28 protein-coding genes and 1 tRNA gene are annotated in these 26,271 nt (G+C 73.8%); 14 read left to right on the top strand and 15 right to left on the bottom strand.

Annotated elements, in window-relative coordinates; translation table 11 throughout:
• Window positions 1-4: 4 nt before the first annotated feature.
• A complete protein-coding gene (gene wsfD, locus ACI79H_RS16610; protein WP_456555518.1) occupies window positions 5-1,573 on the bottom strand; it encodes a glycan biosynthesis hexose transferase WsfD in 1,569 nt (522 codons plus the stop codon).
• 64 nt (window positions 1,574-1,637) lie between these two features.
• On the bottom strand, window positions 1,638-2,159 hold the full coding sequence (locus ACI79H_RS16605) for a MarR family winged helix-turn-helix transcriptional regulator (protein ID WP_456555517.1): 522 nt from the start codon (window positions 2,157-2,159) through the stop codon (window positions 1,638-1,640).
• An 87-nt stretch (window positions 2,160-2,246) separates the two neighbouring features.
• Between ACI79H_RS16605 and ACI79H_RS16600 the strand changes: the two genes are divergently transcribed.
• The 5 genes from ACI79H_RS16600 (at window position 2,247) to ACI79H_RS16580 (ending at window position 7,141) form a co-directional block, all read left to right on the top strand.
• Window positions 2,247-2,807 (top strand): YceI family protein, encoded by a 561-nt coding sequence (locus ACI79H_RS16600; protein WP_456555516.1) that lies wholly within the window; start codon window positions 2,247-2,249, stop codon window positions 2,805-2,807.
• A gap of 178 nt (window positions 2,808-2,985) precedes the next feature.
• Complete coding sequence (locus tag ACI79H_RS16595; RefSeq protein ID WP_456555515.1) at window positions 2,986-3,333, top strand: hypothetical protein; 348 nt, start codon at window positions 2,986-2,988, stop codon at window positions 3,331-3,333.
• A 97-nt stretch (window positions 3,334-3,430) separates the two neighbouring features.
• On the top strand, window positions 3,431-5,323 hold the full coding sequence (typA, locus tag ACI79H_RS16590; protein ID WP_456555514.1) for a translational GTPase TypA: 1,893 nt from the start codon (window positions 3,431-3,433) through the stop codon (window positions 5,321-5,323).
• Between the two features lie 261 nt (window positions 5,324-5,584).
• Window positions 5,585-6,082, top strand: a complete 498-nt coding sequence (locus ACI79H_RS16585) for a DUF5994 family protein (protein WP_456555513.1) — start codon at window positions 5,585-5,587, stop codon at window positions 6,080-6,082.
• A gap of 63 nt (window positions 6,083-6,145) precedes the next feature.
• Window positions 6,146-7,141, top strand: coding sequence for an NAD-dependent epimerase/dehydratase family protein (locus ACI79H_RS16580; protein ID WP_456555512.1), 996 nt, complete (start codon window positions 6,146-6,148; stop codon window positions 7,139-7,141).
• Between the two features lie 82 nt (window positions 7,142-7,223).
• Here ACI79H_RS16580 and ACI79H_RS16575 read toward each other — a convergent pair whose 3' ends face one another.
• The 5 genes from ACI79H_RS16575 to ACI79H_RS16555 form a co-directional block, all read right to left on the bottom strand.
• On the bottom strand, window positions 7,224-8,213 hold the full coding sequence (locus ACI79H_RS16575) for a sulfite exporter TauE/SafE family protein (RefSeq protein WP_456555511.1): 990 nt from the start codon (window positions 8,211-8,213) through the stop codon (window positions 7,224-7,226).
• 247 nt (window positions 8,214-8,460) lie between these two features.
• Window positions 8,461-9,876, bottom strand: a complete 1,416-nt coding sequence (locus ACI79H_RS16570) for an MFS transporter (RefSeq protein ID WP_456555510.1) — start codon at window positions 9,874-9,876, stop codon at window positions 8,461-8,463.
• Between the two features lie 4 nt (window positions 9,877-9,880).
• Window positions 9,881-10,882, bottom strand: a complete 1,002-nt coding sequence (locus ACI79H_RS16565; RefSeq protein ID WP_456555509.1) for an anion permease — start codon at window positions 10,880-10,882, stop codon at window positions 9,881-9,883.
• 6 nt (window positions 10,883-10,888) lie between these two features.
• A complete protein-coding gene (locus ACI79H_RS16560) occupies window positions 10,889-11,506 on the bottom strand; it encodes a DUF47 domain-containing protein (protein WP_456555508.1) in 618 nt (205 codons plus the stop codon).
• Between the two features lie 106 nt (window positions 11,507-11,612).
• Window positions 11,613-12,176 carry a sigma-70 family RNA polymerase sigma factor gene (locus ACI79H_RS16555; RefSeq protein ID WP_456555507.1) on the bottom strand — a complete coding sequence of 188 codons (564 nt, stop codon included), beginning with the start codon at window positions 12,174-12,176 and terminating at the stop codon, window positions 11,613-11,615.
• Between the two features lie 106 nt (window positions 12,177-12,282).
• On the opposite strand from ACI79H_RS16555, the gene ACI79H_RS16550 reads away from it, so the two are divergent.
• The 4 genes from ACI79H_RS16550 to ACI79H_RS16535 are packed head-to-tail and all read left to right on the top strand — an operon-like array spanning window position 12,283 to window position 16,164.
• The gene (locus tag ACI79H_RS16550) at window positions 12,283-12,939 is read left to right on the top strand and encodes a zf-HC2 domain-containing protein (RefSeq protein ID WP_456555506.1); all 657 of its coding nucleotides are present in this window, start codon (window positions 12,283-12,285) and stop codon (window positions 12,937-12,939) included.
• On the top strand, window positions 12,936-14,726 hold the full coding sequence (locus ACI79H_RS16545; protein ID WP_456555505.1) for a FixH family protein: 1,791 nt from the start codon (window positions 12,936-12,938) through the stop codon (window positions 14,724-14,726). The genes ACI79H_RS16550 and ACI79H_RS16545 overlap by 4 nt, the downstream gene beginning before the upstream one ends.
• Before the next feature lie 32 nt (window positions 14,727-14,758).
• Window positions 14,759-15,490 carry a YcnI family copper-binding membrane protein gene (locus ACI79H_RS16540; protein WP_456555504.1) on the top strand — a complete coding sequence of 244 codons (732 nt, stop codon included), beginning with the start codon at window positions 14,759-14,761 and terminating at the stop codon, window positions 15,488-15,490.
• Entirely contained in the window at window positions 15,487-16,164 is a 678-nt protein-coding gene (locus ACI79H_RS16535; protein WP_456555503.1) for an SCO family protein, read from the top strand. Before ACI79H_RS16540 ends, ACI79H_RS16535 begins: the two co-directional genes overlap by 4 nt.
• A gap of 45 nt (window positions 16,165-16,209) precedes the next feature.
• On the opposite strand, the gene ACI79H_RS16530 is transcribed toward ACI79H_RS16535, so the two are convergent.
• From ACI79H_RS16530 to ACI79H_RS16515, 4 genes are read right to left on the bottom strand one after another with little or no spacing between them, the layout of a single operon-like run.
• Window positions 16,210-16,980: a phosphocholine cytidylyltransferase family protein gene (locus ACI79H_RS16530; protein ID WP_456555502.1), complete on the bottom strand. Its 771-nt coding sequence runs from the start codon at window positions 16,978-16,980 to the stop codon at window positions 16,210-16,212.
• A 28-nt stretch (window positions 16,981-17,008) separates the two neighbouring features.
• Window positions 17,009-18,136, bottom strand: a complete 1,128-nt coding sequence (locus ACI79H_RS16525) for a CDP-glycerol glycerophosphotransferase family protein (protein ID WP_456555501.1) — start codon at window positions 18,134-18,136, stop codon at window positions 17,009-17,011.
• Window positions 18,133-18,879: an HAD family hydrolase gene (locus ACI79H_RS16520; RefSeq protein ID WP_456555500.1), complete on the bottom strand. Its 747-nt coding sequence runs from the start codon at window positions 18,877-18,879 to the stop codon at window positions 18,133-18,135. Before ACI79H_RS16520 ends, ACI79H_RS16525 begins: the two co-directional genes overlap by 4 nt.
• A 35-nt stretch (window positions 18,880-18,914) precedes the next feature.
• Window positions 18,915-20,459: a mannitol dehydrogenase family protein gene (locus tag ACI79H_RS16515; protein WP_456555499.1), complete on the bottom strand. Its 1,545-nt coding sequence runs from the start codon at window positions 20,457-20,459 to the stop codon at window positions 18,915-18,917.
• A 429-nt stretch (window positions 20,460-20,888) separates the two neighbouring features.
• Here ACI79H_RS16515 and ACI79H_RS16510 point away from each other — a divergent pair, with 429 nt between their 5' ends.
• The 4 genes from ACI79H_RS16510 to ACI79H_RS16495 all read left to right on the top strand — a co-directional run bounded on the left by ACI79H_RS16510 (window position 20,889) and on the right by ACI79H_RS16495 (window position 22,730).
• Window positions 20,889-21,677, top strand: coding sequence for a M23 family metallopeptidase (locus tag ACI79H_RS16510; RefSeq protein WP_456555498.1), 789 nt, complete (start codon window positions 20,889-20,891; stop codon window positions 21,675-21,677).
• A gap of 29 nt (window positions 21,678-21,706) precedes the next feature.
• Window positions 21,707-22,120, top strand: coding sequence for a helix-turn-helix domain-containing protein (locus ACI79H_RS16505; protein ID WP_456555497.1), 414 nt, complete (start codon window positions 21,707-21,709; stop codon window positions 22,118-22,120).
• Between the two features lie 20 nt (window positions 22,121-22,140).
• A complete protein-coding gene (locus ACI79H_RS16500; RefSeq protein ID WP_456555496.1) occupies window positions 22,141-22,554 on the top strand; it encodes a VOC family protein in 414 nt (137 codons plus the stop codon).
• Between the two features lie 103 nt (window positions 22,555-22,657).
• Window positions 22,658-22,730: transfer RNA gene (locus tag ACI79H_RS16495), tRNA-Ala, on the top strand.
• 90 nt (window positions 22,731-22,820) lie between these two features.
• Here ACI79H_RS16495 and ACI79H_RS16490 read toward each other — a convergent pair.
• The 4 genes from ACI79H_RS16490 to ACI79H_RS16475 all read right to left on the bottom strand — a co-directional run bounded on the left by ACI79H_RS16490 (window position 22,821) and on the right by ACI79H_RS16475 (window position 25,246).
• On the bottom strand, window positions 22,821-23,081 hold the full coding sequence (locus ACI79H_RS16490; RefSeq protein WP_456555495.1) for a hypothetical protein: 261 nt from the start codon (window positions 23,079-23,081) through the stop codon (window positions 22,821-22,823).
• Between the two features lie 36 nt (window positions 23,082-23,117).
• Window positions 23,118-23,873, bottom strand: coding sequence for an ANTAR domain-containing protein (locus ACI79H_RS16485; RefSeq protein WP_456555494.1), 756 nt, complete (start codon window positions 23,871-23,873; stop codon window positions 23,118-23,120).
• Window positions 23,874-24,050: 177 nt separating this feature from the next.
• Window positions 24,051-24,215 carry a hypothetical protein gene (locus ACI79H_RS16480; RefSeq protein WP_456555493.1) on the bottom strand — a complete coding sequence of 55 codons (165 nt, stop codon included), beginning with the start codon at window positions 24,213-24,215 and terminating at the stop codon, window positions 24,051-24,053.
• Window positions 24,216-24,301: 86 nt separating this feature from the next.
• Window positions 24,302-25,246 (bottom strand): SDR family oxidoreductase, encoded by a 945-nt coding sequence (locus ACI79H_RS16475; RefSeq protein ID WP_456555492.1) that lies wholly within the window; start codon window positions 25,244-25,246, stop codon window positions 24,302-24,304.
• Between the two features lie 176 nt (window positions 25,247-25,422).
• Between ACI79H_RS16475 and ACI79H_RS16470 the strand changes: the two genes are divergently transcribed.
• On the top strand, window positions 25,423-26,265 hold the full coding sequence (locus tag ACI79H_RS16470; protein ID WP_456555491.1) for a helix-turn-helix transcriptional regulator: 843 nt from the start codon (window positions 25,423-25,425) through the stop codon (window positions 26,263-26,265).
• The last annotated feature ends 6 nt before the right edge of the window (window positions 26,266-26,271 follow it).

The following is a 26,271-nucleotide window of genomic DNA, read 5'->3' as shown; positions in this document are numbered from 1 at the left end:
CGGCTCACCGCGACCCGACGAGCGGCGCGGGCACCTCGGGGCGCGGCGCTGGCGGGAGCCAGGGGACGTCCACCCGCAGGGTGTCGGCGGGCTCCTCGGGCTGCTCGGGCCCGACGGTGTCGACGACGGGACGGCGACGGGCGGCCGCCACGTGGATCGCCTTGGACGCGGCCGCCACGCCCACGAGGACGACCGCGAGGCTGCTGAGGAACGCGGCGTAGAGCTGGTGCTTGGCGAGCTCGTAGTAGCCGTCGCCGAGCGCGCTGACGCACAGCAGGAGGGCTCCGCCGCCGGTGAGGAACAGCGTCACGCCCCAGGCCCGACGGCGACCGGAGAGCGCCTGGTAGGCGCCCACGAGGCCGGTCGCACCCCAGAACAGCGGCAGCCACGGCCAGGCCAGCGGCGCCAGCGCGGCCTGCAGCCGTTCGGCGGGGTTGGGCCGGGCGGCGAGCTCGGGCTCGGTGGCCGCCGGGTCGTGGACGTTGGACAGGTAGTCCGGTCGCGTCGCGGTGGTCGCCTCGACCCCGCCGCGCACCAGCTCTGCCGCGCGGACCGGGTGCCGGAGCAGGAAGCCGGCGATGTTGCCCCGGGTGAGCTGGTCCTCGCTGGCCAGGAAGGCGGGCTCCAGCCAGCCGGCGCGGGGGTCCCAGGCGGTCATGCCCGCGTAGACCTCCAGCGAGGGGTCCATGCCCAGCTTGACCAGGTCCGCGCGCGGGTCGGACGACTGCGCGAGGACGGTGCCGAACCACAGGTTCCAGGTGTTGCCCCGGGTGAAGCCCTCGCCGGTCGAGGAGAGGTAGAGCGCGCCCGAGAGCAGCAGGACGACGGACAGTGCGGCGCCGAGCAGCCGGCGGCCGGGGCGCCAGACCAGCAGGGGGGCGACGAGGGCGACGAGCGGGACGAGCTGGTTCTTGTCCAGGACGACCAGCCAGGCGATCGCCGCCAATACCACGACGTGCCGCGTGCCCACCCGTTCGGCCGCGGCCAGCCAGATGGCTGCCGCCAGCAGTGCGACGAGCCCGAGCAGCCCGGCGGCGTCCGAGAACGGGCTGTTGAAGTACGCCACGAAGGTGATGTCCAGGACGACGACGGAGATCGCCGCGCCCACGGCCGCCCGTGCGCGGAGCGACCCGGGCCAGGCCAGCACGACGGCGCCGACGAAGAGGCCGAGCAGGACGCTGTCGACGACGCCGAGAACGCGCAGGTCGAACCCGCCGCCGCCGAGGGTGCTGCGGTAGAGCCACACGACGGGCTGGAGGACCCACTCCCAGGAGGAGTAGGCCCGGAAGGTCGAGTCGTCGCAGGTCCGGCCGGGATCCATGGGCACGTACTGCCAGGCGGTGCTGGTGAAGGTGAGTGCGGGGTCCGACCGCAGACCGAACTTGCACATCAACCGGGTGCCGTCGCCGTTGTCCGCGACGCCGACGGTGCGGCCGGCGAACAGCTGGGCCCAGGACAGCACGGTCACCACGATCGCGAACAGGGCCGCCAGTGGCCGCGGGCCCCGGGCGCCGCCGAGGCGCTCCCGCCATGGCCGTCGGGCGGCAGCCGGGGTTTCGCTGTTCGTGATCACCCGGTCACCTTAAGCAGCCGAGCGCCGCCCGCCCGGCTTACGGGCCGGAGCGGTCTTGCTGGTGCTACCTCCCGGGGCGGGCGGGCCAGCTGGGGTTCAGGTGCACGAGCAGCGTCTCGCCGAAGTCGCGCATGTTCTCGACCTGCTGCGGGGTGAGCTGGTCGAACAGGTGCCGGCGGACGCTCTCGACGTGGACCGGCGCGGCCGCCTCGAGCGCGGCGAAGCCCTCGTCGGTGAGGACGGCGAGCTGCCCCCGACCGTCCTCCGGGCAGACCTGCCGGCGTACCCAGTCGCGCTCCTCGAGCCGGGCGACCGCGTGCGAGAGGCGGCTGCGGGAGGACAGGCAGCGGTCGGCCAGCTCGCTCATCCGCATCCGGCGCTCGGGGGTCTCGGAGAGCGCGACCAGGATCTCGTAGTAGGCGTGCGAGATGCCGGTGGCGTGGGTCAGCTCCCGGTCGAGGCGGTCCTGGAGCAGCTGGGCGCTGAACAGCCACGCCCGCCAGGCCCGCTGCTCGTCGGCGTCGAGCCAGCGGGTCCCCCCGGGGTCGGGGGTGCCGGCAGGGGCGGACGACACGTGCGCGGTCATGCCCCCATCCTACTGGCGGAATAGTTCAGCTCTCAACTACGCTACGGTGCACCAGAAGGTCAAACGCTCAACAATCTGGAGAACACCATGACCAGCACCATCGCCCAGATCCCTGGCTACGTCGTCGGCACCTGGGACATCGACGCCAGCCACTCCACCGTCGGCTTCTCGGTCCGCCACATGATGGTGAGCAAGGTCCGCGGCTACTTCCGCGACTTCTCCGGCGAGCTCGTCACCGCCGAGGACCCGGCCCGGTCCAGCGTCACCGCGCGGATCAACATGGACTCGATCGACACCCGGCAGGAGCAGCGCGACGCGCACATCCGCTCCGCCGACTTCTTCGACGTGGGCAACCACACCGAGATGACCTTCCGCTCCACCGCGGTGGCCGCCGACGGCGACGACTGGACCGTCACCGGCGACCTGACCATCAAGGGCATCACCAAGCCCGTCACGCTGGCACTCGAGCTCAACGGCTTCGGCCCGGACGCCTACGGCGGCACCCGCGCCGGCTTCTCCGCCAAGACCGAGATCTCCCGCAAGGAGTACGGCGTCGACATCGACATGCCGATGGACGGCGGCGGCGTCGTCGTCGGCGACAAGATCACCGTCGAGCTCGAGATCGAGGCCGTGCTCCGCACCGCCTGAGGAAGACCCCGTCCCCCTCACCCCTCGCGAGCTCGGGGGTGGGCCTCGGGACGGGCCGGTTCGAGCGACACCCGAGAGGCCCCGGACGCACCGCCGTCCGGGGCCTCTCGCGCGTCCTCCGTCACCGCTGGGATCAGGTGACCTGATCCCAGCTGCGGGCGTCGGGGACCATGGGGGCATGTCGACCGCCGGTCTCGTCCGCACCCGCTTCCCCTCGGCCGTGCTGGTCGCCGTCGGGCTGGCCGCCGGCTTCGGCATCGCGCAGGGGACCGGCATCCGCGCGCTCGGCGGTGCTGTCTTCGCCGCCGCGGGGGTCGCCGCCGGCGTGCTGTGGCTGCGCCGGAAGGGCGCGGCCACCGCGGTCGCGCTGGCCGCCCTCTACGTCGGCGCCTTCGTGCTGGCCCACGTGCTCGCCATCGGCGTCGGCATGCCGGCCTGGCTGGCGGTGAGCCTGGTCACTCTGACCGCCGCAGGGGTCACCTTCGGGGTGGCCGACGCCACTCGGGGGCCGGACCCGGCCGCCTGAGCGACTACTCTGGGAAGGTCGCCGGGCCGGCGGCCGTTGAACGAGATGCCGCGAGCCGACGCCGCGGATCCCCGAATCCCCTGAGGTGCCCTTCCGCATGCCCACCCGCGACGACCTGCGCAACGTGGCGATCATCGCTCACGTCGACCACGGCAAGACGACCCTGGTCGACGCCCTCCTCCGCCAGGCAGGCGCCCTCGGGCGCGCCAAGGGCGAGGGGACGGACAACGACTCCACGCAGGACCGCGTGATGGACTCGATGGACCTCGAGCGCGAACGCGGCATCACCATCCTGGCCAAGAACACCGCGATCCACCTGGCCGACGAGAACGGCAACCCCGTCGTCGTCAACATCGTCGACACCCCGGGTCACGCCGACTTCGGCGGCGAGGTCGAGCGCGGCCTGTCGATGGTCGACGGCGTCTGCCTGCTCGTCGACGCCTCCGAGGGCCCGCTCCCGCAGACCCGCTTCGTGCTGCGCAAGGCGCTCGGCAAGGGGATGCCGGTCATCCTCGCGGTCAACAAGACCGACCGCGCCGACGCGCGCATCGCCGAGGTCGTCGACGAGTGCTACGAGCTGTTCATGGAGCTCATGGAGGACGCCGGCCTGGACGCCGACAACCTCGACTTCCCGATCGTCTACTGCAGCGGTCGGTCCGGGCGGGCGTCGCTGACGCGCCCCGAGAACGGCACCGAGCCGGACAACGAGGACCTCGCCCCGCTGGTCAAGACGCTCCTGGACACTGTCCCGGCGCCGGTCTACGACGCCGAGGAGCCGCTGCGCGCGCAGGTCACCAACCTCGACGCCTCTCCGTTCCTCGGCCGCCTCGCCCTGCTGCGCATCCACTCCGGTGAGATGAAGCGTGGCCAGCAGGTGGCCTGGTGCAAGGTCGACGGCACCCTCAAGAACGTCAAGATCACCGAGCTGCTGGTGACCGAGGGCCTGACCCGCACGCCGGCCGACAGCGCCGGCCCCGGCGAGCTGGTCGCCATCGCCGGTATCGAGGACATCATGATCGGCGACACGCTCGCCGACCCGAACGACCCGCGTCCGCTGCCGCCGCTGACCGTCGACGAGCCCTCGATCTCGATCACCATCGGGATCAACACCTCGCCGCTGTCGGGCAAGTCGGGCAAGAAGCTCACCGCCCGCCTGGTGAAGAACCGCCTCGACCAGGAGCTGGTCGGCAACGTCAGCGTGCGCATGCTGCCCACCGACCGCCCCGACACCTGGGAGATGCAGGGCCGTGGCGAGCTGGCCCTGGCCATCCTGGTCGAGCAGCTCCGCCGGGAGGACTTCGAGCTGACGGTCGGCCGCCCGACCGTCGTCACCAAGACCATCGACGGCAAGCTGCACGAGCCGGTCGAGCGGGTCACCATCGACACCCCCGGCGAGTACGTCGGCACGCTGACCCAGGCCCTGGCCACGCGCCGGGGCCGGCTGGAGAACCTGGTGCACCACGACACCGGCTGGGCGCGGATGGAGTACCTCGTCCCGTCCCGCGGGCTCATCGGGTTCCGCACCGAGTTCCTCACCGAGACCCGCGGCACCGGCGTCCTCAACAGCAACTTCGAGGCCTACGAGCCGTGGCTGGGCGACATGCGCGCCCGCCCGACCGGGTCGCTGGTCGCCGACCGCCAGGGCGTGGCGACGACCTACTCGATGTTCTCGCTGCAGGAGCGCGGCCAGCTCATGGTCCAGCCGGGCACCGAGGTCTACGAGGGCATGATCGTCGGTGAGAACTCCCGTCCGGACGACATGGACGTGAACATCACCAAGGAGAAGAAGCTCACCAACATGCGCAAGTCCACCTCCGAGGAGCTCGAGCGGCTGATCCCGCCGCGCGTGCTCAACCTGGAGCAGGCGCTGGAGTTCTGCGCCGAGGACGAGTGCGTCGAGGTCACGCCGGCCACGGTCCGGATCCGCAAGATCGTGCTCGACCAGACCGAGCGCGGCAAGGCGAAGAACAAGAAGCCGAAGCCGGCCTGACCCGGCTCGCAGGAGGCCCCCGGTGCGCACCGCGCGCCGGGGCCCTCCTGCTTTTCCGCGGAAGAGCGGCCCGCTTCTCCGCGGAAAAGCGGAGGGTGAGGAGGGGGGTGTGGCGAGCCGCGCACGGGTCGTGACGACCGGCCGGACGGGCCCGGCACGCCGGTCCGGAGCTCCCCGGGACCCGCGCGTCGCGCCGCCTACGTTCTCCTCGGGGCCATGGGTCGTGGCCCGGGGGACGAGGCACGAGAGGCGGCCGCACGCATGACGACGATCACCCGAACGGCTCCGGTGGAGAACCACTTCCGGGGCGGGATCGATGTGCGGGTGAGCCTGCGGGACGGTGCCGGTGACGGGAACTCCGCCTTCGACGGCGCGTGGTTCCCGCGCAGCCGCGACCTCGAGGTCGAGCTGCCCGAACTGATCGCCGAGCTGGACCGCCGCGGCGTGCGGATCGAGCGCTTCACCTACTCGCTCGACGGCTGGCAGGCCGCGCCGCGCAAGCTCGTCGCCGGCGACCGCGTCGTCCGCACCGGCGGCTTCCGCAGCATGGACCCGCTGGTCGTCTGCCTGACCTGGGGCGGGGGCGCCCAGCGCGCCGACCTGCTCGTCGTCCCGCCGGAGACCGACGTGCTCACCGGCGCCCGCGCGCTGCGGCTGTGCATGCGCCGCGGGTTGCCGCGCTCGCCGCAGATGGTGCTGGCCGCCGCCCGGTCGACGCCGCTGCCGCAGGTCCCGCAGGTCCACCGCCGCGCGGTCTAGCGGCGGCTACGCCCGTCGCGAACCCGCTGGACGCCGGGGGAGCGGGTCCGCTGCGCTGGGGCCATGCGGCTCCTGGTCATCGGCGGTACCCAGTTCCTCGGCCGGCACGTGGTGGACGCGGCGCTCGACCGCGGTCACGACGTCGCCACCTTCACCCGCGGCGTCTCCGGGCCGCCGCCCGACGGCGTGCGCGCGCTGCACGGCGACCGCGACGACGCCGGCGCGCTGCCCCGGGCGCTCGACGGCTGGGCGCCGGAGCTCGTCGTCGACACCTCCTGCCGCACCCGCGCGGCAGCCGACCACGCAGCGGCGGCGCTGGGCGGCGTACGCGGCTACGCCTTCGTCAGCAGCCTGAACGCCTACCGGGGCTGGCCGCCCGGCCCGATCGGGCGGGAGGACGACGAGCCGACCTGGGACACCGACGAGGACGCGTACGGGCCGGACAAGGCCCACGCCGAGCGGGTGCTGGCCGCGGCCGTCGGCCCGGGCTTCCTCACCGCGCGCGCCGGGCTCGTCGTCGGGCCCTTCGACTACGTCCACCGCCTCGGGTGGTGGCTGGAGCGCATCGCCCGGGGCGGCCGCGTCGTCGTCCCGGCCGAGGGGATGGAGCAGCCGATCGCGCTGGTCGACGCCCGCGACCTGGCCGGCTGGCTGGTCGCGATGGCCGAGCAGGGCCGCGGCGGAGCGGTGAACGCGACCGGGCCCGCCGGGATGACGACGTTCGCGGGCCTGCTCGAGCTGTGCCGCGAGGTCACCGGCGGCGACGCGGAGTGGGTGCCGGTCGCCGAGGACGAGCTGCTGGCCACCGGCGTGCAGCCGTGGCTGCACCTGCCGCTGTGGTTGCCGGCCGCGGACGCACGGGCGGCGTGGGACGTGGACACCACCCGCGCCCGGGAGCTCGGGCTGCCGAGCCGGCCGCTGGAGGCGACGGTCGCCGACACCTGGGCCTGGCTGCGCACCGGGACGCGGCAGCAGTACTCGCCGATGGGGCTACCGGAACCGGGGCTGCCGGCCGACCTCGAGGCGCGGCTGCTCACCCGCTCGGATCAGCGAACCTGATCGTGGAACGTCCTCCCTCACGGTGTGCGGTGAGGGAGGACGCTCGATGACCAGGTCAGCTGATCCCCAGCGCGGGGACGAGCTAGTCGCGCGGGGCGCTGGGCCGACCGGCCGGGACGCGCTCGGCGGCCGGTCCGTCGGTCTCCGCGACGACGTTGCGCTCGGCGGCAGCGGTCTCGGCGGCGAGGGCGTCGGCCGACTCCGCGGCGACGTCCTTGCGGTACTCCCGGAAGGAGTGCACGACGGCCAGCGCCCACACCGCGGCGATGAGCGCGTAGACGGCGTAGCGGGTGCCCTCCGCGGCGTCGATCCAGTCGCTCCGGAGCAGCGTCCGCGAGTTGGTGAGGATGATCAGCCCACCGACGAACGAGCCGAGCATGCGCGGCGGGATGTGCCGGACCAGCCACGCCGCGATCGGTGCGGCGACCGAGCCGCCGATGAGCAGCGCCGCGACCCAGGCGAAGTCGATGCCCTGGGACCCGAGCGCGAACAGGAACCCGAGGCTCGCCGCCAGGGCGACGATGAACTCCGCGGTGCTCACCGAGCCGATGACCTTGCGCGGCTCCATCCGCCCGCTGGCCAGCAGGGCCGGGGTCCCCACCGGGCCCCAGCCCCCGCCGCCCGTGGCGTCGACGAATCCGGCGACCAGGCCCAGCGGGCCGAGGAAGCGCTTGCGGACCGGCTTGCCGAGGTTGCGCCGGTCCACACCGCGGAGGGTGAACCGGATCAGCAGGTAGACCCCCAGCGTCACGAGGACGACCGACATCACGGGGGCGGCGACCTCGGTGGAGAGGTTGGACAGGAAGGTCGCACCGGCGAAGGCGCCGATCGCGCCGGGGATGCCGATCTTGGCGACGACCTTCCAGTCGACGTTGCCGAACTTCCAGTGCGAGAGGCCGGACGCCAGGGTCGTCCCGATCTCCGCGAGGTGGACCGTGGCCGAGGCGGCCGCCGGGTTGGTGCCGATGGCCAGCAGCAGCGTCGTCGAGGTGACGCCGTAGGCCATGCCGAGGCTGCCGTCGACGAGCTGGGCGCCCAGGCCGACGAGGGCGAGCAGAACGAGGGTCTTCACGGGGAACTGACTCCGGGTCTCAAGGAGGAGGGCGCGGGCGCACGACGGCCCGCGGAGGTGGCAGGGGTGAGACGAGGGGCGCCGGGAGACGGCGCGGGGAGCTCAGCAGCCCGGACAGGCGGCGGCGCAGACGCGGAGCAGATCGACGTGCAGGCGGCTCACCAGGAGCAGCGTCGTCGGTCGCGTCACGGCGGTATGTCTACCAGATCGATGCGCTTAGGGAGAAAGCGGCGTCCAGCCAGTGGGATCAGGCGCGGAGCAGGTCGTTCCGGATGGTCGCCCAGGCCACCGCGCCACCCACCGCGAACAGCGCGGCGCACACCACCATCGCGGCGCGGAAGCCGTCGGTGAGCGCCGCGGGCTGCGCGTAGTCGGTCCCCGAGAGCCCGACGGCGACCGGGAGCGCGGCGACGGTCAGCAGCTGGGCGGCGCGGGCCACGGCGTTGTTGACCCCGCTGGCCACCCCGGCCAGCGCGTCGGGGGCGGCGCCGAGCACGCTGGCGGTCAGCGGCGCGACGGTCAGGGCCATGCCGAGGCCCTGCAGCACCGCGCCGGGGAACACCTCCATCCAGTACGGCTGCCCGCCGTCGACGCCGACGAGCAGGAGCGTGCCGGCGGCGACCACGAGCGGGCCGGCGGTCATCGGCAGCCGCGGGCCGATCCGCTGCGCCAGCGCGCCGGCCCGGGGGGAGAGCAGGGTGATCAGCAGGATCGTGGGCAGGGTCGCCGCCCCGGCCGCGGTCGCGCCGTAGCCGAGCACCCCCTGCAGCTGCAGCACGACGAACAGCGAGCTGCCGCCGAGCGCGCCGTAGACGGCGAGGGTGACCAGGTTGGCGCCGGTGAACTGCCGGTCGGCGAACAGCCGCGGCGGCAGCATGGGCGAGGCCACCTGCCGCTCGCGGACGACGAAGGCCACCCCGGCGACCGCCGCGAGGGCACCGGCCACAACGACGGGCAGCCCGCCCCGGTCCTCCCCGGCGGTGATCAGCGCGTAGGTCAGGGCACCGAGCGCGACCGCGCCGAGCACCGCGCCCAGGACGTCGAAACGGCCGTGCGGCCCGGGGTCCCGGCTCTCCGGCACGTGCCGGCCCGCGAGCAGGACCAGCAGCGCGAGCGGCACGTTGACCAGGAAGATCAACCGCCAGCTGACCAGGTCGATCAGCGCCCCGCCGATGAACGGCCCGACGAGCGGGGCGACGCCGGAGAGGGAGGACCACACGCCGATCGCCGTCGGCCGGTCCTCGCGGCGGAACGAGGACTGGATGAGGGCCAGGCTGCCCGGCGTCAGCAGCGCCCCGCCGACGCCCTGCAGCGCGCGGGCGGCGATCAGCTGGCCGGGGGTCTGCGCCAGGCCGCACAGCACGGACGCCGCCGCGAACCAGAGGACGCCGACCAGGAAGACCCGGCGGCGTCCGTAGCGGTCGCCGAGCGAGCCCCCGAGGAGGATCAGCGCGGCCAGCGGCAGCGTGTAGCCGTTGATGATCCACTGCAGGTCCGACAGCGAGGCGCCCAGCTCGCGGCCGAGCGTCGGCAGCGCCACCTGGACGGCGGTGGCGTCGAGGAACGCCATGCCCGAGGCGAGCACCGTGGCGGTGAGCAGCCACCGGCCCGGCGCGGTGCCGAGGGCGACCGAGGACGGTGCGGGGTCCACGGCGCCGGTCACGGGCCTAGCCGACCACGAAGTCGGTCAGGAAGTAGGCGACCGCGGCCACGGAGCCCGCCGCCGGGAGCGTGACGATCCACGCCACCACGATGTTGCCCGCCACGCCCCAGCGCACGGCCGAGAGCCGCCGCGTCGAGCCCACGCCCATGATCGAGGTGGTGGTGATGTGCGTCGTCGACACCGGGACGGCGAACACCGTCGCGGTCGTCACCATGACGCCCGAGGCCACCGTCTGCGCGGCGAAGCCGCCGGCGGGCGTCAGCTGGATGATCCGCCGGCCCAGGGTCCGCATGATGCGGAAGCCTCCCGCGTAGGTGCCGGCGCTGATCGCGCCGGCCGCCGCCAGCACGACCCAGAACGGCACCTCGAAGCTGTCGATCTCGCCGGCGGTGAAGAGGGCCAGGGTGATGATGCCCATCGTCTTCTGGGCGTCCTGCATGCCGTGGCCCAGGGCCATGGTGGCCGAGCTGAGGATCTGCGCGTACCGGAAGTTGCGGTTGGCCCGGGACACGTGGGCCCGCCGGAAGGTCCACAGCAGGGCCAGCATGAACAGGTAGCCCAGCCCGAAGCCGACCAGCGGCGAGACGATCATCGGGATGATGACCTTGTCCAGGATGCCCATCCACTGGACCGAGTGGGCGGCGGCGAGCGCCGCGCCGACGAGGCCGCCGATGAGCGCGTGCGAGGACGAGGACGGCAGCCCGAACCACCAGGTGATCAGGTTCCAGACGATCGCGCCGACGAGGGCGGCGAACACGATCTCCAGGCCGTTGTTGCCCTCGGGTGGGTCGATGATGCCCGCGCCGACGGTCTTGGCGACCTCGGTGGACAGCAGCGCCCCGACCAGGTTCATCACCGCCGCCAGGGCCAGGGCGACCCGCGGCGTCAGCGCCTTGGTGGAGACGGCGACCGCGATGGCGTTGGCGGCGTCGTGGAAGCCGTTGGTGTAGTCGAACGCGAGCGCCACCAGGATGATGACGATCAGGCCGATGAAGGCCGCATCCATCAGAGGTCAGGACTCCTTGACCGCGATGGTCTCGACCACGTTGGCGAGGTGCTCGAAGGCGTCGGCGGCCTCCTCGAGCTGGTCGGCGACCTCCTTGAGCTTCAGGATCTCCAGGGCGTCGAACTCGCCGCTGTAGAGCCGGGAGAGCAGCCGCCGGTAGAGCTTGTCGGCCTCGTTCTCGATCCGGTTGACCTCGATCCAGTAGTCGGAGAGGTCCTTGAGGGTCTTGAGCCGCGGCATCGCCTCCGCCGTCACCTGCGCGCAGCGCTGCAGGAGCGCGACCTGCTGGCTCATCTCGGCCGGCAGGGTGCCCAGGCCGGTGAGGATCACCAGGTCGGCGGCGGCCTCGACGTAGTCCATGACGTCGTCGAGGTTGCTGGCCAGGGAGTAGATGTCCTCGCGGTCGAACGGCGTCACGAAGCTGGTGTTCAGGGCGCGGAAGATCGCGTGCGTCGCCTGGTCGCCGACGTGCTCGAGGTCGCGCAGCTGGATGGCGAGCTCCGGCCGGCGCGCGTGGTCGTGGACGAACTCGCCCAGGACCTCGGTCGCCGCCACCAGGTTCTCCGCCGAGGCGGTGAACAGGGGGTAGAAGCTCGAGTCCTTGGGCGTCAGGCTGAAGGGCACGCGGGAGGCTCCGTCTCGGTGTGGGCACCGGCCGGCGACGCGGAGCGCACGCACGGCCGTCGGGCAGCATAGGTCGCCCGGTGTTCACCCCGCTGTCACCGGGGCGTCACCTGTGAGCGGCGTCGCCCTCGACGTCGTCGTCGTCCACCCCGGCGAGTGAACCGATCAGGTCGGCCCGGCCGCGCGCCACGCGGGACCGGATGGTGCCGACCGCGCACCCGGCCACCGCCGCGGCCTCGGAGTAGGACAGCCCGAGCAGCTGGGTGAGCACGAACGCCTCGCGGCGGTCGGGGTCCATCCGGGCCAGCAGGTCGCTCACGCCGGCGCCCTCGCCGACGGGATCGCGGCCGCCCGACGACGGCAGCGCGGCCAGGTCGGCGTCGTCCCGGACCAGCACGAGCCGACGGCGGCGACGGCTGCGGACGGCGTCGGCGCAGACCCGGCGGGCGATCGTGAGCAGCCAGGTGCGCACGGAGGACCGGCCCTCGAAGCGGTGCAGCGAGGCGAACGCGCGGAGGAAGGTCTCCTGCGTCAGGTCGTCGGCCGTGCCGGGGTCGCCGAGCGCGACGCACAGCCGCCAGACGTCGGACTGGGTGGCACGGACGAAGGCGGCCGCGGCCAGGGGGTCGCCCCCGGCCGCCTCGGCCGCGAGGGCGTCCAGGTCCTCCACGCCCCGAGTGTCCCGCACGCCGGGCGGGCCGTGGGCCGGACACCGCCCGATCAGGTGTGAGCCAGGTCTCGGGAACTCCGCGCGGGTGCGGAGCGACCAAGGGGGCATGCCGTGCGACCCCTTCCGCGACGCGATCTCCGCGCGCCTCGACGACGAGCCCCTCGGGATGCCCGCTCGTGCGCTGGAGGACCACCTCGACGCCTGCGCGGCCTGCGCGGCCTGGGCCGACCGGGCCGCACTGGTGACCCGGCGGGCGCGCCTGGCCCCGGCACCGCCGGTGCCCGACCTGGTCGGGGCCGTCCTGCGGGCGCTGCCGGGGGAGCTCCCCGGCGCGGCCGCGGCGGCGCGCCGGCGGCTGGTCGACACCGCGCTCCGGCTCGCGCTGCTCGCCGTCGGGGTCGCGCAGGCGGCCATCGCCTGGCCGGTGCTCGTCTCCGGCCCGGGGGCGATGAGCGCGCCCGCCCACATGGCGCACGAGACCGGTGCCTGGAACCTGGCCGTCGCCGCGGCCTTCCTCGCCGTCGCCGCGGCGCCGCGGCTGGCCGCCGGCGCGCTGCCCTTCCTGCTGTCCTTCACCGCGCTGCTCGTCCCGGTCACCCTCGCCGACCTGGGTGCGGGGCACGTGCACGCCGACCGCGCGCTGGTGCACGTGCTGCTGGTCGTCGGCGTCGCCCTGGTGTCGGCCGGTGCCTTCCGCGGGCGCACGCGCCGCCGGCGGGCCGGGGTGCGGCTCGCCCGCGTCCGGCAGCGGGCCGCCGCGTGAGCCGCCGTCGCGGGCGCTCCCTGCTCCTCCTCCTGGCCGGCTGGTTGCTGGCCGGCGTCGCCCTGGCCGGCCCGGCCTCCGCGCACGCCGTCCTCGTCTCGACCGAGCCGGGGGAGAGCGCCCGGCTGGAGACCGCGCCCAGCGAGGTGACGCTGCAGTTCAGCGAGGGGGTGTCGCTCGGCGCCGGGTACGCGCGGGTGCTGACCGCCGACGGCGAGCGGGTCGACACCGACGACGCCTCCGTCGACGACGGCGTGGTGACCATCCCGCTCGAGCCCGACCTGCCCGACGGCGGCTACCTGGTCACCTACCGCATCGTCTCCGCCGACTCCCACCCCGTGCAGGGTGCGTGGTCGTTCGTCGTCGGCGAGGGCGAGCTCGTGTCCGCCCCGGCCGACCAGGGGGCGTCGGCGGACCGGCTGGTGGAAGGGGCGCAGCAGGCGTCGCGGGCCGTCGGGTTCGGCGCGATCGCCCTGGCGATCGGCGTGCCCGTGCTCCTGCTGGTCTGCCTGCCCGGCGGGTGGTCCTCCCGCCGGCTGCGCGCGATGGCCTCCGGCGGCGCGCTCGCGGCGGCGGGGACCGGCCTGCTGCTGTTCCTGCTGCAGGGGCCGTACGCGGCCGGCACGGGCTTCGGTCAGCTGTTCTCGCCCGACCTGCTCGCGGCCACCGCCGCCACCTCCACGGGGTGGGCGCTGCTCGCCCGCGTGGTGCTGGCGCTGGCGCTGTACGCCGCGCTCCGCCCCGCCTGGCGGCGCGGAGGAGCCCCGGAGGTGCCCGAGCTGGCGGCCGCCGGGCTCTTCGCCACCGGGCTCGCCGTCGCCACCGCCGCCACCGGTCACGCGGTCGCCGGGCAGTGGCCGGCGCTCGCGGTCGTCGTCACCGCGGTGCACGTCGTGGCCATGGCGGTGTGGTTGGGCGGGCTGACCGCGCTGCTGCTGGTGGTGCTCCGGCCCGCGGCGGAGGACGAGGACTTCCCCGACGCGCTGCGGCGGTTCTCCCAGCTGGCCTTCGCCGCGGTCGCCGCCCTGGTGGTCACCGGGGTGCTGCAGTCGATCCGCGAGCTCGGCTCGCCCACCGCGCTGGTCGACACCGTCTACGGGCGGCTGCTCATGGCCAAGCTGACCTTCTTCGTCGTGGTCCTGGGCGCGGCCGGGGTCTCGCGGGTGTGGGTGCAGCAGCGACTGGGTGTGCGCCGGGCGCCCGCCGGCCGCCGGGACCGCGCGCCCGCGCTCGCCTTCGCCGCCGCCGCCTCCGCCGGTCCCCGGGACGCCGCCGACCTGGCCGACGACGAGTCGGTGCTGGCCCGCAGCCGCCAGCAGGCCGACGACGCTGCCGACCAGCTGCCGTCGCTGCGCCGGTCGCTGGTGGTCGAGGCGGTGCTGGGCGCGGCGATCGTGCTCGTCTCCGCCGTCCTGGTGGGCACCCCGCCGTCGCAGGCCACCGCGACCGACCCGGTCGACGTGGTGGTGGACCTCGAGGGCGGCTCCGGCGAGGCCGGCAGCGTCCAGATCTCGGTGCAGCCCGCCCAGGCCGGCCCCAACACCCTGCACCTCCACCTCTACGACGACGAGGGGCGCCCGACGCAGCCCGAGGAGCTGCGCGTCACCGTCGTCGAGGAGCAGCAGGAGATCGGCCCGCTCGACGTGGAGATCGCGCCCGCCGGGCCCGGCCGCTACGTCGCCCAGCAGATGACCCTGCCGACCGCAGGGACCTGGCGGCTGACCGTCACGGTGCGGCTCGACGAGTTCACCGCGACCACGGCCTCCACCACCTTCTCGGTGCGCTGACCGGCGCCCGCCCTTCCAGAACGAGGAGCTCCATGTCCCCCTCCCGTGCCCGCTCGCGGGCCGCTGTCGTCCTCGCCACCACCACCGTGGCGCTGGCCGCGTCGGTGACCGTCGCTTCGACGGCGTCCGCGCACGTGACGGTCTCCAGCCCCGACGCCGCTCCCGGCGGCTACGGCAAGCTGGTCTTCCGGGTGCCCAACGAGAGCGACACGGCCAGCACCGTCGCCCTGCGCATCCAGATCCCGGCCGACGCGGCGATGGCCTCCCTCCGCGTGCAGCCGGTGCCGGGCTGGACCGCCACGCTCACCAACTCGGACCTGGCCGAGCCGCTGGAGGCGCACGGGCAGGAGATCACCAGCTACGTGTCCGTGGTCGAGTTCCGCGCCGAGCCCGGCAACGGCATCGCGCCCGGGCAGTTCCAGGAGTTCGCCCTGTCCGGCGGCGCCTTCCCGGAGGAGGACCAGCTGTCCTTCCCGGCCGTGCAGACCTACAGCGACGGCACCGAGTCGGCCTGGATCGAGCCGACCGTCGAGGGCGAGGCGGAGCCCGAGCGGCCCGCGCCGGTCCTGCAGCTGAGCGCCGCGTCGGAGTCCGCGCACGGCGGGGAGAGCACCGCAGGCGCCTCGGCCGACGCGGAGGCGGACGACGACGGCTCCTCGGGCACCGCGACGACGGCCCTCGTCCTGGCGGTGGTCGGCCTGCTGGCCGGCGTGGGCGGTCTCGCACTCGGCTGGAGCGCCCGCCGTCGTACCGTGGCCCCGTGAGTCGGTCCCTCCCAGCACGCACCCGCTCGTCGCTGCCCGCCCTCGTCCTGGCGGCCGGGCTGGCCCTCACCGCCTGCGGCGGGGGCGGGTCGGCCACGGACGAGGCGGGCGGCGAGGGGCACGACCACACCGGGGGACCGGCCACGGTCGAGGGACCCGAGGACGACTACGCGGGCCTCGACCTCGCCGAGCCGTACAAGCGGCCGCAGATCCAGCTCACCGACACCACCGGCGCCCCCTACGACTTCCGGGCGGCGACGGAGGGCCGGCCGACGCTGCTGTTCTTCGGGTACACCGAGTGCCCCGACGTCTGCCCGACGACGATGGCCGACGTCGCCGTCGCCCTGCGCGACGTCGAGCGATCGGTCGCCGAGCAGGTGCAGGTGGTCTTCGTGACCACCGACCCGGCGACGGACACCCCCGAGGTGCTCGGGACCTACCTCGACCAGTTCGACGCCGACCTGCCCACCTCGTTCGTGGGCCTCACCGGCGAGCTCGACGCCGTGGTGCAGGCCCAGCTGGCCGCGGGCGTGCCGCAGGCGGAGGACGAGGGGCGGCTGCACTCGACGTTGCTGCTGCTGTACGGGGCCGACGACCAGGCCCGGGTCGCCTTCGACACCGGCAACGACTGGCGCGACATCGCCGCCGACCTGGGCAAGGTCGTCGGCAGCTGACCTGCTGACCGGCCGGCCGGGACGGGGAGTCCCGGCCGGCCCGGCTCAGCCGACGTCGGCGACGGTGTTCAGCGGCGCGGGGAACAGGCTGTTCGCGCGTGCCAGGTCGGTCTCGAAGTCGACCTCGACGGCGCTGTACTGCGAGATGTCGACCGGGCGGACCTGCATGCCCTCGGTCGCGATGGCGGTCTCGATGCCGCGCTCGAAGTAGTCCTGGTCGCCGCAGGCGGCCAGGTGGTCGAGCAGGGTGGCCTTGTCGGCCGACGAGACGTAGTTGATGCCCACGGCCTCGCCCAGCCCGCCAACGACGGTCTTGGACAGCTCGTCGACGTAGCCGTCCGCGTCGAGGGTGTACTTGACCTCCTCGTCCGCGACGGTGCTGGTGTCGACGCACACGAAGCTCTGGTCGGCCGCGATGGTCGGCAGGGCGAGCTCGAGCACCGCCGGGTCGAAGACCACGTCGCCGTTGAGCCACAGCACGCCGCCGTCCCGCGTCGAGCGCAGCCCTCGGAGCAGGCTCTTCGACGTGTTGGTCTCGGCGAAGTCGGGGTTGTAGGCGAACAGCAGGTCCGGTGCGGCCTTCATGACCCGCTTGCTGCGGTAGCCGACCACGGCGGTGATGCTGACGTCGTCCCCGAGGACGGAGCGCAGCCCGTCGAGCTGGCGCTGCAGGATGCTGCGGCCGTCGCGCAGCTGGGTCAGCGGCTTGGGCAGCGAGCGCCCGAGCCGGGTGCCCATGCCCGCGGCCAGGATGACGACCTGCACCGGCTGGGCGGAGGTCCGCCGGCCGGTCGTCCGCGTCGAGAGGGGTGCCATCCCCCGACGAACGGGGTTCAGTACGCGGTCACCGTTGCGCACGGCCATCATCTCCCTCTGTCGTGCTGGTCTGCCCGGACGCGGTTGCGGACGGGAGGATGAGATCGAGGACCCGCCGGGTCGCGGCGCCGTCCTCGAGGTGGGTGAACAGCTCCTGGAAGCGCGCGTACTGCGCGGCGTACCGCTCGCTGACGCCGTCGATGTCGGCGATCGCGTCGACGAGCTCCGCGCTGGTGCGCACCAGCGGCCCGGGGGCCACCTCCTCCAGGTCGAAGTAGAAGCCTCGCAGCTGGTCCCGGTAGCGGTCCAGGTCGTAGGTGAAGAACACCATCGGCCGCCCGGTGTTCGCGAAGTCGAACATCGTGGAGGAGTAGTCGGTGACCATCAGGTCCGCGGCCAGGTACAGGTCGCGGATGTCCGGATGGCCGCAGACGTCGCGGACGACAGAGCCCTCGACCAGCTCCAGCCGGTCCATGACCATGTTGTGCAGCCGCAGCAGCAGCACGTGGTCCTCGCCCAGCCGGTCGGTGAAGGCGTCGAGGTCGATCGGGAACTCGAAGTCCCGGCCGTCCTTCCCCTCGAACACCAGGTCGTCGCGCCAGGTCGGCGTGTAGAGCACGACCGTCTGGTCGTCGCGGATCCCGAGGTCGGCACGCACGCGGGCGCGCACCTCGTCGCGGTCCGGGGCGTGCAGCAGGTCGTTGCGCGGCAGCCCGGTCTCGTGGATCGGCCCGGTGAAGCCGAACGCCTTGCGCAGCCGCTCGGTGGTGACGGCGTTGGGGGAGAGGAGCAGGTCCCAGCGGGCGATGTCCTGGTCCAGGTAGGCCAGCCGCCCCTCGGGCGCCCACAGCACGTCGTTGTGGATGCGCTTGAGCATCGTGCCGTGCCAGGTCTGCAGGTAGGTGGTGCCCGGACGCTTCTCCCAGTCCAGCGGGATGTGGTCGTTGGAGATGACCAGGTCCGCGCCCTCGAGCGCGGCGATCGACTCCGGGCTGCCGAAGGTCGCCGTGGCGACGTCGGCGGGGAAGCCGTCGGCGGTGTGCGGTGCGGTCAGCCAGGTGTGGGTGGCGTCGACGCCGCGGGCGCGCAGCTCCTCGTAGAGCGCGCGCGGGCTGTCGGAGAAGTGGCCGCGGAAGGCCACGTAGACGATGTTCACCGGGCCACCCCCGCGGGGAGCAGCAGCTCGGCCAGCTCCTGCCAGGAGGAGACGACGGTCAGCGCGCCGGCGGCCAGCAGTGCGGCGGCGCGCTCCTCCCGCTCCTCGGGCAGGACGAACAGCAGGTTGCCGACGACGGGGCACCCGGCGGCGACCGCGGACCGGACCCCGGCGACGGCGTCCTCGACGGCGAGGCCCCGCTCGGGCGCGATGCCCAGCTGCACGCAGGCGTGGGCGTAGACCGCCGGGTCGGGCTTGCTCGTCGGCACGGGCAGCGAGTCCTCGGCGCTGTACCGCCGCTCGGCCGGCAGCAGCTCGTCCAGGCCGGTCGCGGTGAAGCAGGCGGCCAGGCGGGCGAGCGCGCTGGAGCTGACGACGGCGAGTGTGAGGTGCCCGGCGAGGGTCGCCAGCGCCTCTTGCGTCGGCGGGTGCGGCTGCAGGGTGCGGCCCAGGTGCTCGGTGACGGCGCGGCGCTCCTCGGCGACCCACGGCTCGACGTCGGCGTCGTGCACGCCGGCCTGCTCGGCGAGGGTGCGCGCCGTCGTCCGGAAGTTCATCCCGGTGGCCGCCGTGCGGAGCTCGGTGGCGGTGTAGCGCCGGTCGATCCCGAGCGAGGCGAGGAAGGCGTTGGTGACCTCGGCGGAGGCGTCGAACGCGGGCTCCTCGGACGGGAAGAGGTTGCCGTCGGCGTCGCAGAGCAGGTGGGTCACCCGCTGCAGGACGGTCGGCGGAACGGTCGGCACCGGGTGGTCTCCCTCGGGTCGGTGGTGGGGGCGGGTCATCGGAGCGGCACGGCGGTGCCGGTGGCGAGCGAGCGGCGGACGCCGTCGCGCGCGAGGCGTTCCATCGCCTGCTGCAGATCGGCCACGAAGGCGGGCTCGTCGCCCAGGTCGCCGAACAGCGAGCGGAAGCCCAGCAGCGGCCGCGGGTCGGTCCCGCCGGCCCGCGCCAGGGCCTGCAGCCGCTCGGCGTGCGGGTCGTCGACCACCAGCGGTGCGCCGGCCTCGTCGGTGCCGCGCAGGTAGGTGAACCAGCCGGCGACGGCGAGGGTCAGCAGCCGGTGCGGACGGCCGGAGGCCAGCGCCTCCTGCAGGGAGGGCAGCAGGTGGTGCGGCATCTTCGCCGACCCGCGGCGGCACAGCCGGGGCAGCCCGTCGGAGATCGCCGGGTTGGCGAAGCGCTGGAGCAGGGAGCGCTTGTAGTCGGCGAGGTCGATGCCCTCGGGCGGGGGCAGCAGCGGGGTGACCTCGTCGTCCATGAGCCGCTCGACGTAGTGCGCGAACGCCGGTTCGGCCATGACCTGGTCGAGGGTGTCCAGGCCGGCCAGCGCCCCGAGGTAGCCCAGGGCGCAGTGGCTCGCGTTGAGCAGCCGGGTCTTCATCAGCTCGTAGGCGGCGACGTCGGCCACGAAGCGGACGCCGACCTCGTCCAGCGGCGGGCGGCCGTTGCAGAAGTCGTCCTCGATGACCCACTGCGAGAACGGCTCGGTGATGACCGGCCACCGGTCGTCCACGCCGTAGCGCCGGGCCACGGCCTCGCGCTCGCCGGGCGAGGTGTGCGGGGTGATGCGGTCGACCATGCTGCTGGGGAAGGCCACCCGGTCGGTGATCCAGCGGGCCAGGACCTCGTCGCGCAGCCGGGCGAAGCCGACGACGGCGGCGCGGGCGGCGTCGCCGTTGCGGTGCATGTTGTCGCAGGAGACCACGGTGAACGGCGGCAGGCCGGCGCGCCGGCGGCGGTCCAGGGCCTCCACCAGGTAGCCGAACACGGTGCGTGGGCGGTCCGGGCAGCGCAGGTCGGCCTGGATGTCGACGTCGTCGGCGTCGAAGGCGCCATCCGCCGGGCTGAGCCGGTACCCGCTGCCGGTGATGGTCAGCGAGACCATCCGGGTGCGCTCGTCGGACAGCAGGTCCAGCACGCGCGCGGGGTCCTCGGGCGCGAAGTGGTAGTCGACCATCACGCCGACGACGCGGGCGCGCTCGCCGTCGGGGCTGCGCTCGACCACGGTGTACAGGTGGTCCTGGGGCGCGAGGGCGTCCTTCATCGTGCGGCTGTGCAGGCCGACGCCGACCACGCCCCAGTCGTCGCTGATGCGGCGCTGCGCGACCTCGTCGAAGTAGAGCAGCTGGTGGGCGCGGTGGAATCCGCCGACGCTGAAGTGGACGACGGCGGGCGTGAGTGCGGACCGGTCGTACGTGGGGACGACGAGCTGGTCGCCGTAGTGGCCGAGGGACTGCTCGGTGAGCGCCCGGATCTCCGGCTGCGGGGCCACGGGGGTGGCGGGCGCGGAGAGCGGCAGGATCTCGACCTGCGTCAATGGCACCCCTCCTTCGTCGCGTCCGTCCTGCCGACTCAGGCGGTGGTCCGGGGACGGACCGACGTCGAGTCAGCAGTGAAACGGGGCGGCACCGAGCCGCGCAATGGTTCCGGCGCCGATGTGTCCAGGTCGCAACCGGGAGCAGGCGAACGGTCGGCGCGCGTGGTTCCACGCCGGGAGGAGACTCATAGCCCGATGCGCCCGTTGCCAAACCGGCCGGTCGCCCGGTCGGGTGTGACCTCGCTCTACCGCGACGGATGACATCGGTGTCAGCAACGGCTGGGACCCGTGTGACGTGTGGGGGGGTCACGCGGCGTGTCGCCGACGACGCGCCGAACTCCTGGTCACGGGATGGTCACGCGATGTTTCGATGTGCACGGCCGATCACGGGCCGTCGACATCGTCGCGCGAACGGGCAGGTGCATGCACGCAGGGATGGCGGAGACCCCGACCGAGCAGCTGGTCGCGGTGCCGCGGGCGTCCCGGCGGCACGCGGCGGCGCGTCGCACCCGCCCTGCACCGCACCCGGACCGTCGTCCTGGTGTCCTGCTCGGTGCGCTGCTCGCCGGCGGCCTGGTCGCCGCGGCGCTCGGCTTCACCGGTCCCGCGGGGGCGTCGGCGGAGAGCACGTCGGTGCTCGCCGCCCAGCAGCAGATGCTCGGTGCCGAGGAGCAGCTCGAGGTGCTGCCCCAGGCGTCGGTGACCGTCGCCGAGGCCGAGGCGCGGCTGGCCGAGGTCGCCGCCTCGCGGGCCGCCCGGGCGGAGGCCGCCGCCCAGGCGGAGGCCGCCGCCGCAGAGGCCGCGGCCGCTGCCGCCGAGGCCGCGCGGCCCAAGACCGTGCTGCCCGTCGCCGGGGCGCGGCTGACCAGCGGCTACGGCAGCCGGTGGGGAACGTTCCACTACGGCATCGACCTGGCCGCGCCGATGCGCACGCCGGAGTACGCGGCCGCGGACGGGGTCGTGCTGCGGGCGGGCTCGGCGTCGGGCTTCGGCCTGGCCGTCTACATCCTCCACGAGAACGGCGACGTCACCGTCTACGGCCACATGGACAAGATCCTCGTGGAGCCGGGGCAGTACGTGGACGCCGGCGAGACCATCGCCCTGCTCGGCAACCGCGGGCAGTCGACCGGCCCGCACCTGCACTTCGAGGTGCACAGGGGCGGGATGGACGGCAAGCGGGTCGACCCGCTGCCCTGGCTGCGCGAGCGCGGCGTCGACATCTGAGGTCGTCCCGCCCGTGGTGGGATGCCCGCGTGGGGCAGTCGACCGAGGAGTCCAACCGCAGGCTGCTGCGGGCGCGCGACGCCATGGACCGGCGCTACGCCGAGCCGTTGGACATCCCGTCGCTGGCCCGGATCGCCTTCGTCTCCGAGGCGCACTTCATCCGGACGTTCCGGGCGACCTTCGGCGAGACGCCGAACCGCTACCTGCAGCGGCGGCGGGTGGAGCGGGCGATGTTCCTGCTGCGCTCCACCGATCGCAGCGTGACCGACATCTGCATGGCGGTCGGCTTCTCGAGCCTCGGCACGTTCAGCCGGGTGTTCCGCGAGGTGGTGGGGGAGCCGCCGAGCGTGCACCGGCGCCGCGGCCCGCTGCCGCCCGCGCCGTCCTGCTTCGCGATGGCGTGGCTGCGGCCGAGCAGTTTCGGAGAAGCGCAGCGGGGGTGAGCCTCCCTAGCGTCGTCCCCATGCTGACCTCGATCACCATCACCCAGATCTACGTCCCGGACCAGGACCAGGCGCTCGACTTCTACGTCGGGAAGCTCGGCTTCGAGGTCCAGTCCGACATGGCGTTCGGCCCGATGCGCTGGCTGACCGTGAACCTGCCCGGTCAGCCCGACCGCGCGGTGCTGCTGGAGAAGCCGGGGGCGCCGTCGATGAGCGAGGAGACCGCCGCGGAGGTGCGGGCCGCGGTGAGCAAGGGCGTGGCCGGCGGGCACCTCTTCTTCGCCTGCGACGACGCCTACCGCACCCACGCCGAGCTCAAGGCCAAGGGCGTGGAGATCACCGAAAAACCGGTCGACCAGCCCTACGGCATCGACTTCGGGCTGCGCGACCCGTTCGGCAACCACATCCGCATCGCGCAGATGAAGACCGCCTGAAGCGGGCGGCGCGGCCGGTGCCGCGCCGCCACCCCTGCGCGGGTGCTCATCCCCCACCCTGTACAGTCGTTCCCGGCCCGGACGCACCAGACCGGGCCGGTACGGGGCTGTGGCGCAGCTGGTAGCGCACCACACTGGCAGTGTGGGGGTCAGGGGTTCGAGTCCCCTCAGCTCCACCCCGATGACCAGGCCGCTCTCCTCCGGGAGGGCGGCCTGAGTCGTCCCTGGCGCAGTCGGGCACCGGGTCGACCGTTGCGGCCGTGAGCTCAGCGCGGACCGTCCGCGCCGTCCCGCAACGGGACGAGGCTGGGGCTGCCGATCTCCCAGAGCGCCTCGTTCAACGCCTGGGACAGGAGATTGTGCTCGCTGTCCGGCCAGAGAGCGGTGCCAGCGAGGTAGTCGGTCATCTCGGTGCGGGATCGGTTGCCGCCGCACTCGAGGTAGGCCCACCACAGCGGCGTCGACTCCACGCCTCCGAGCCGGTGGGCGACGACGGTGAGGGGGCAGGCCACGGCGGTTCCGGTCATGAGGTCTTCCTGGCGAGGACGGAGTGGCCGCCCCGGTCAGGGACGACCGCGATCGGTGCTTCGTAGGGCACCGAGCAGCTCCCCGGTGTGCACCAGGTGGTCCGCGACGTCGCGCACCTTCCGGTTGCTGGTCATCGATGCGCGCGCCAGGAGCTGGAACGCTTGATCGGGGGTCAGCCTGTACCGCTCCACGAGCACGCCCTTGGCCTGGTCGATCACTGCCCGGGACTCCAGCGCGAGCTGCAGGTTCTCCGCCGTGTCACGGGCGCTCCGGTAGGCGTGCAGGTTGCCGGCCGCGACCCCGGCGTACGGGCCGAACCGGGTGGCGGCCGATCGGCTGTCCTCGTCGAAGGCGTGGCTGCGGCGGGAGTAGAGGTTCAGCGCACCGGACACCTGGGCGTCGCCGTCGACGACCAGCGGCACGGACAGCGAGCTCAGGGCGCCGCGCTCGACGGCCCGACGCGTGTAGCCCGGCCACCGGGCGTCGGTCCGCGTGTCGGCGATCTCGACGAGTTCGCCGGTCCGTGCTGCGTGCAGGCACGGTCCCTGGCCGCGCTCGTACTGGGTCTCGTCGAGGGACGAGGCCATCTGCCCGGTGGACGCCACCGTCGTGGGCCGGCCCTCCACCAGGAGCGTCACCGAGGTGTCGGGGTTGCCGGGCATGACGCCCGTCACGAGGCCGGCCACCTTCTGCAGCAGGCTGTCCATGGACAGCTCGCGCAGGGACAGCCGGCCGAGCTGCTCCAGCGCCTGGGTGGCCGGCGTCGGCTCAGGGGGGTGCGTGCCGTCCACGGCGTTCCTCCGGTGGTGTCACCGGGGGCGGGAGGACCTCGGCCGCGGACCCGGTCGGGGCCGCTCGCGGATACGCCGTTGCTCGGACGTACGTGCCGACGCGTGTGCGCATCGCCGTTGCGGGCGACAGTACGCGCCCATCAGCAGCAGGGGGTCTGCGTCGTCACCGGCCCTGGCTCAGGACTTCTTCGAGCCCTTCTTCTTGCCGCCCTTCTTCCCGCCCTTCTTGCCCAGCTCGCTCTGGGCGGCCGAGCTGGTCCGCGGGTTCTTCTTGCCTTCCTTCTTCGCCTTCGCGTTCGCCTTCTTGGCCGTGTCGCTGCCCTTGCCGCTCTTCTCCGCCATGCCGCACCTCCGGTCCTGTCCTGCGCCGCCGGGTCCGGACGGCTTGGTCGAAGCCCCTACCCGGCGCGGACCAGCGGGAACACCGGTCACCCCTCCGGGAGGCGGACGCCCGCGACCTCCTGGGAGACCTCCCAGACCCGGGCGGCCTCCTCCGCGCTGCGCAGGGTGGGGTACAGCCGCTGCGGCGCAGGTGGGCCGCCGAGGTGGCCGAAGCCGCCAGGTCCGTAGAAGCCGCCGCCCTCGGCGTCCGGCGAGGTGGCGGCGTGCACGGCAGGCAGCGGAGCGGTCTCGACCGTCCCCAGCAGGATGCCCCGCTCCGACAGCATCCGGATGACCCGCCGGCTGGGGACCTCCGCGCTCCGGCCCAGCTCCGGACGGGCGGCCAGCAGGCTCGTCGGCGCGACGCCCGGGTGCGAGAGGTTGCTCGTGATGCCCCACCCGGCGGCCCGGCTGCGCCGGTCCAGCTCGAGCCCGAACAGGCCCATGGCGATCTTGGACTGCGAGTACGCCCGCATCCCGTCGTAGGAGCGCTCCCACCCGAGGTCGTCCCAGTTCACGGCCCCCCGCCGGGCGGCGATGCTCACCTGCCAGGTCACCCGGGCGCGGCCGGCGCGCAGCAGCGGCAGCAGCCCGGCGACGAGCGCGACGTGGCCCAGGTGGTTGGTGCCGAACTGCAGCTCGAAGCCGTCGGCGGTCGTCTGCCGCCCGGGTGGCGTCATCACGCCGGCGTTGTTGACCAGGACGCCGACCGGCCGGCCGTCGGCGCGCATCTTCTCGCCGAGGGCGGCCACGGAGGCCAGCGAGGACAGGTCGAGGTCGAGCAGCTGCACGTCCGCGTCCGGCGTCTCCGCGCGGATGGCGGCGACGGCCGCCTCCCCCTTGCGCGGGTTCCGGACGGGCAGCACGACGTCGGCGCCGGCCCGGGCGAGACGGCGGGCGATGCCCAGCCCGATGCCGTCGCTCCCCCCGGTGACGACGGCACGCGTGCCGGTGAGGTCGGGGACGGTGATGTCGGTGGTTCTGCGTGGCACGGGGACTCCTCGGTCGTCGGTCAGGTGTCCCCACCGTCGCCCGGATCGGCGCCGCCGTTCAGGGCCGGTCGATCCGCTGACCGGCAGGGCCAGGCTGCGGGCGAGGGGTGGATCGGCAGGGCGTGGCTGCGCCGTGGCACGGCCGGTAGGAACGGGAGGACACGAGGGAGGCACGGATGGACATCGACCGGATCGGGCTGGCGGACTACCTGCGCCGCCGTCGCGAGGCGCTGCAGCCGGAGGACGTCGGCCTGCCCCGCGGTGCCCGCCGCCGGACGAGCGGCCTGCGGCGGGAAGAGGTCTCCGCGCTGTGCCACATGTCCAGCGACTACTACTCCCGGCTCGAGCGGGGGCGCGGACCGCAGCCGTCCGAGCAGATGGTCGCCGCCATCGCCCAGGGGCTGCACCTCTCGCTCGACGAGCGGGACCACCTGTTCCGCCTCGCCGGGCACCACCCGCCCGACCGGGGCGCCGTGAGCGAGCACATCAGCCCGGGGCTGCTGCGCATATTCGACCGGCTCCAGGACACCCCCGCCGAGATCGTGACCGAGCTCGGCGAGACGCTCCGCCAGACGCCCCCCGGGGTCGCGCTGACCGGGGACCTCACCGCGTACCGTGGCCCCGCCCGGAGCATCGGCTACCGGTGGTTCACCGACCCCGCGACGCGGCAGCGCTACGCGCCGGACGACCACGCGTTCCTGGGCCGCATGTGGGCGTCAGGCCTGCGCGGGGTCGCCACCCTGCGCGGACCGGGCTCGCGGGCCGCGCAGCTCGCCGACCTGCTGCTGGCCCGCAGCGAGGAGTTCCGCCGCGTCTGGGACCGGCACGAGGTCGGCATCCGCCCGCGCGAGGTCAAGCACTTCGTCCACCCCGAGGTGGGCCCGCTCGAGCTGCACTGCCAGAACCTGCTCGATCCGCAGCAGTCGCACTCGCTGCTGGTCTACACCGCCGCCCCCGGCAGCGAGAGCTACGAGAAGCTGCAGCTGCTGTCGGTGCTCGGGGCGCAGCCGGTCGGGTAGGAGCGG

The organism is Blastococcus sp. SYSU D01042 (assembly GCF_054050515.1).
This window is presented reverse-complemented; position numbering and strand designations above follow the sequence as displayed.

What these genes read in the sequence shown, in the direction of transcription:
- ACI79H_RS16530 (WP_456555502.1), bottom strand. Translation starts at nt 16,980, where the DNA reads ATGGCACCCCTCTCGACGCGGACGACCGGCCGGCGGACCTCCGCCCAG.
- ACI79H_RS16595 (WP_456555515.1), top strand. Translation starts at nt 2,986, where the DNA reads ATGTCGACCGCCGGTCTCGTCCGCACCCGCTTCCCCTCGGCCGTGCTG.
- ACI79H_RS16490 (WP_456555495.1), bottom strand. Translation starts at nt 23,081, where the DNA reads ATGACCGGAACCGCCGTGGCCTGCCCCCTCACCGTCGTCGCCCACCGG.
- ACI79H_RS16480 (WP_456555493.1), bottom strand. Translation starts at nt 24,215, where the DNA reads ATGGCGGAGAAGAGCGGCAAGGGCAGCGACACGGCCAAGAAGGCGAAC.
- ACI79H_RS16550 (WP_456555506.1), top strand. Translation starts at nt 12,283, where the DNA reads ATGCCGTGCGACCCCTTCCGCGACGCGATCTCCGCGCGCCTCGACGAC.
- ACI79H_RS16600 (WP_456555516.1), top strand. Translation starts at nt 2,247, where the DNA reads ATGACCAGCACCATCGCCCAGATCCCTGGCTACGTCGTCGGCACCTGG.
- ACI79H_RS16500 (WP_456555496.1), top strand. Translation starts at nt 22,141, where the DNA reads ATGCTGACCTCGATCACCATCACCCAGATCTACGTCCCGGACCAGGAC.
- ACI79H_RS16510 (WP_456555498.1), top strand. Translation starts at nt 20,889, where the DNA reads ATGGCGGAGACCCCGACCGAGCAGCTGGTCGCGGTGCCGCGGGCGTCC.
- ACI79H_RS16605 (WP_456555517.1), bottom strand. Translation starts at nt 2,159, where the DNA reads ATGACCGCGCACGTGTCGTCCGCCCCTGCCGGCACCCCCGACCCCGGG.
- typA (WP_456555514.1), top strand. Translation starts at nt 3,431, where the DNA reads ATGCCCACCCGCGACGACCTGCGCAACGTGGCGATCATCGCTCACGTC.
- ACI79H_RS16540 (WP_456555504.1), top strand. Translation starts at nt 14,759, where the DNA reads ATGTCCCCCTCCCGTGCCCGCTCGCGGGCCGCTGTCGTCCTCGCCACC.
- ACI79H_RS16565 (WP_456555509.1), bottom strand. Translation starts at nt 10,882, where the DNA reads ATGGATGCGGCCTTCATCGGCCTGATCGTCATCATCCTGGTGGCGCTC.
- ACI79H_RS16470 (WP_456555491.1), top strand. Translation starts at nt 25,423, where the DNA reads ATGGACATCGACCGGATCGGGCTGGCGGACTACCTGCGCCGCCGTCGC.
- ACI79H_RS16580 (WP_456555512.1), top strand. Translation starts at nt 6,146, where the DNA reads ATGCGGCTCCTGGTCATCGGCGGTACCCAGTTCCTCGGCCGGCACGTG.
- ACI79H_RS16585 (WP_456555513.1), top strand. Translation starts at nt 5,585, where the DNA reads ATGACGACGATCACCCGAACGGCTCCGGTGGAGAACCACTTCCGGGGC.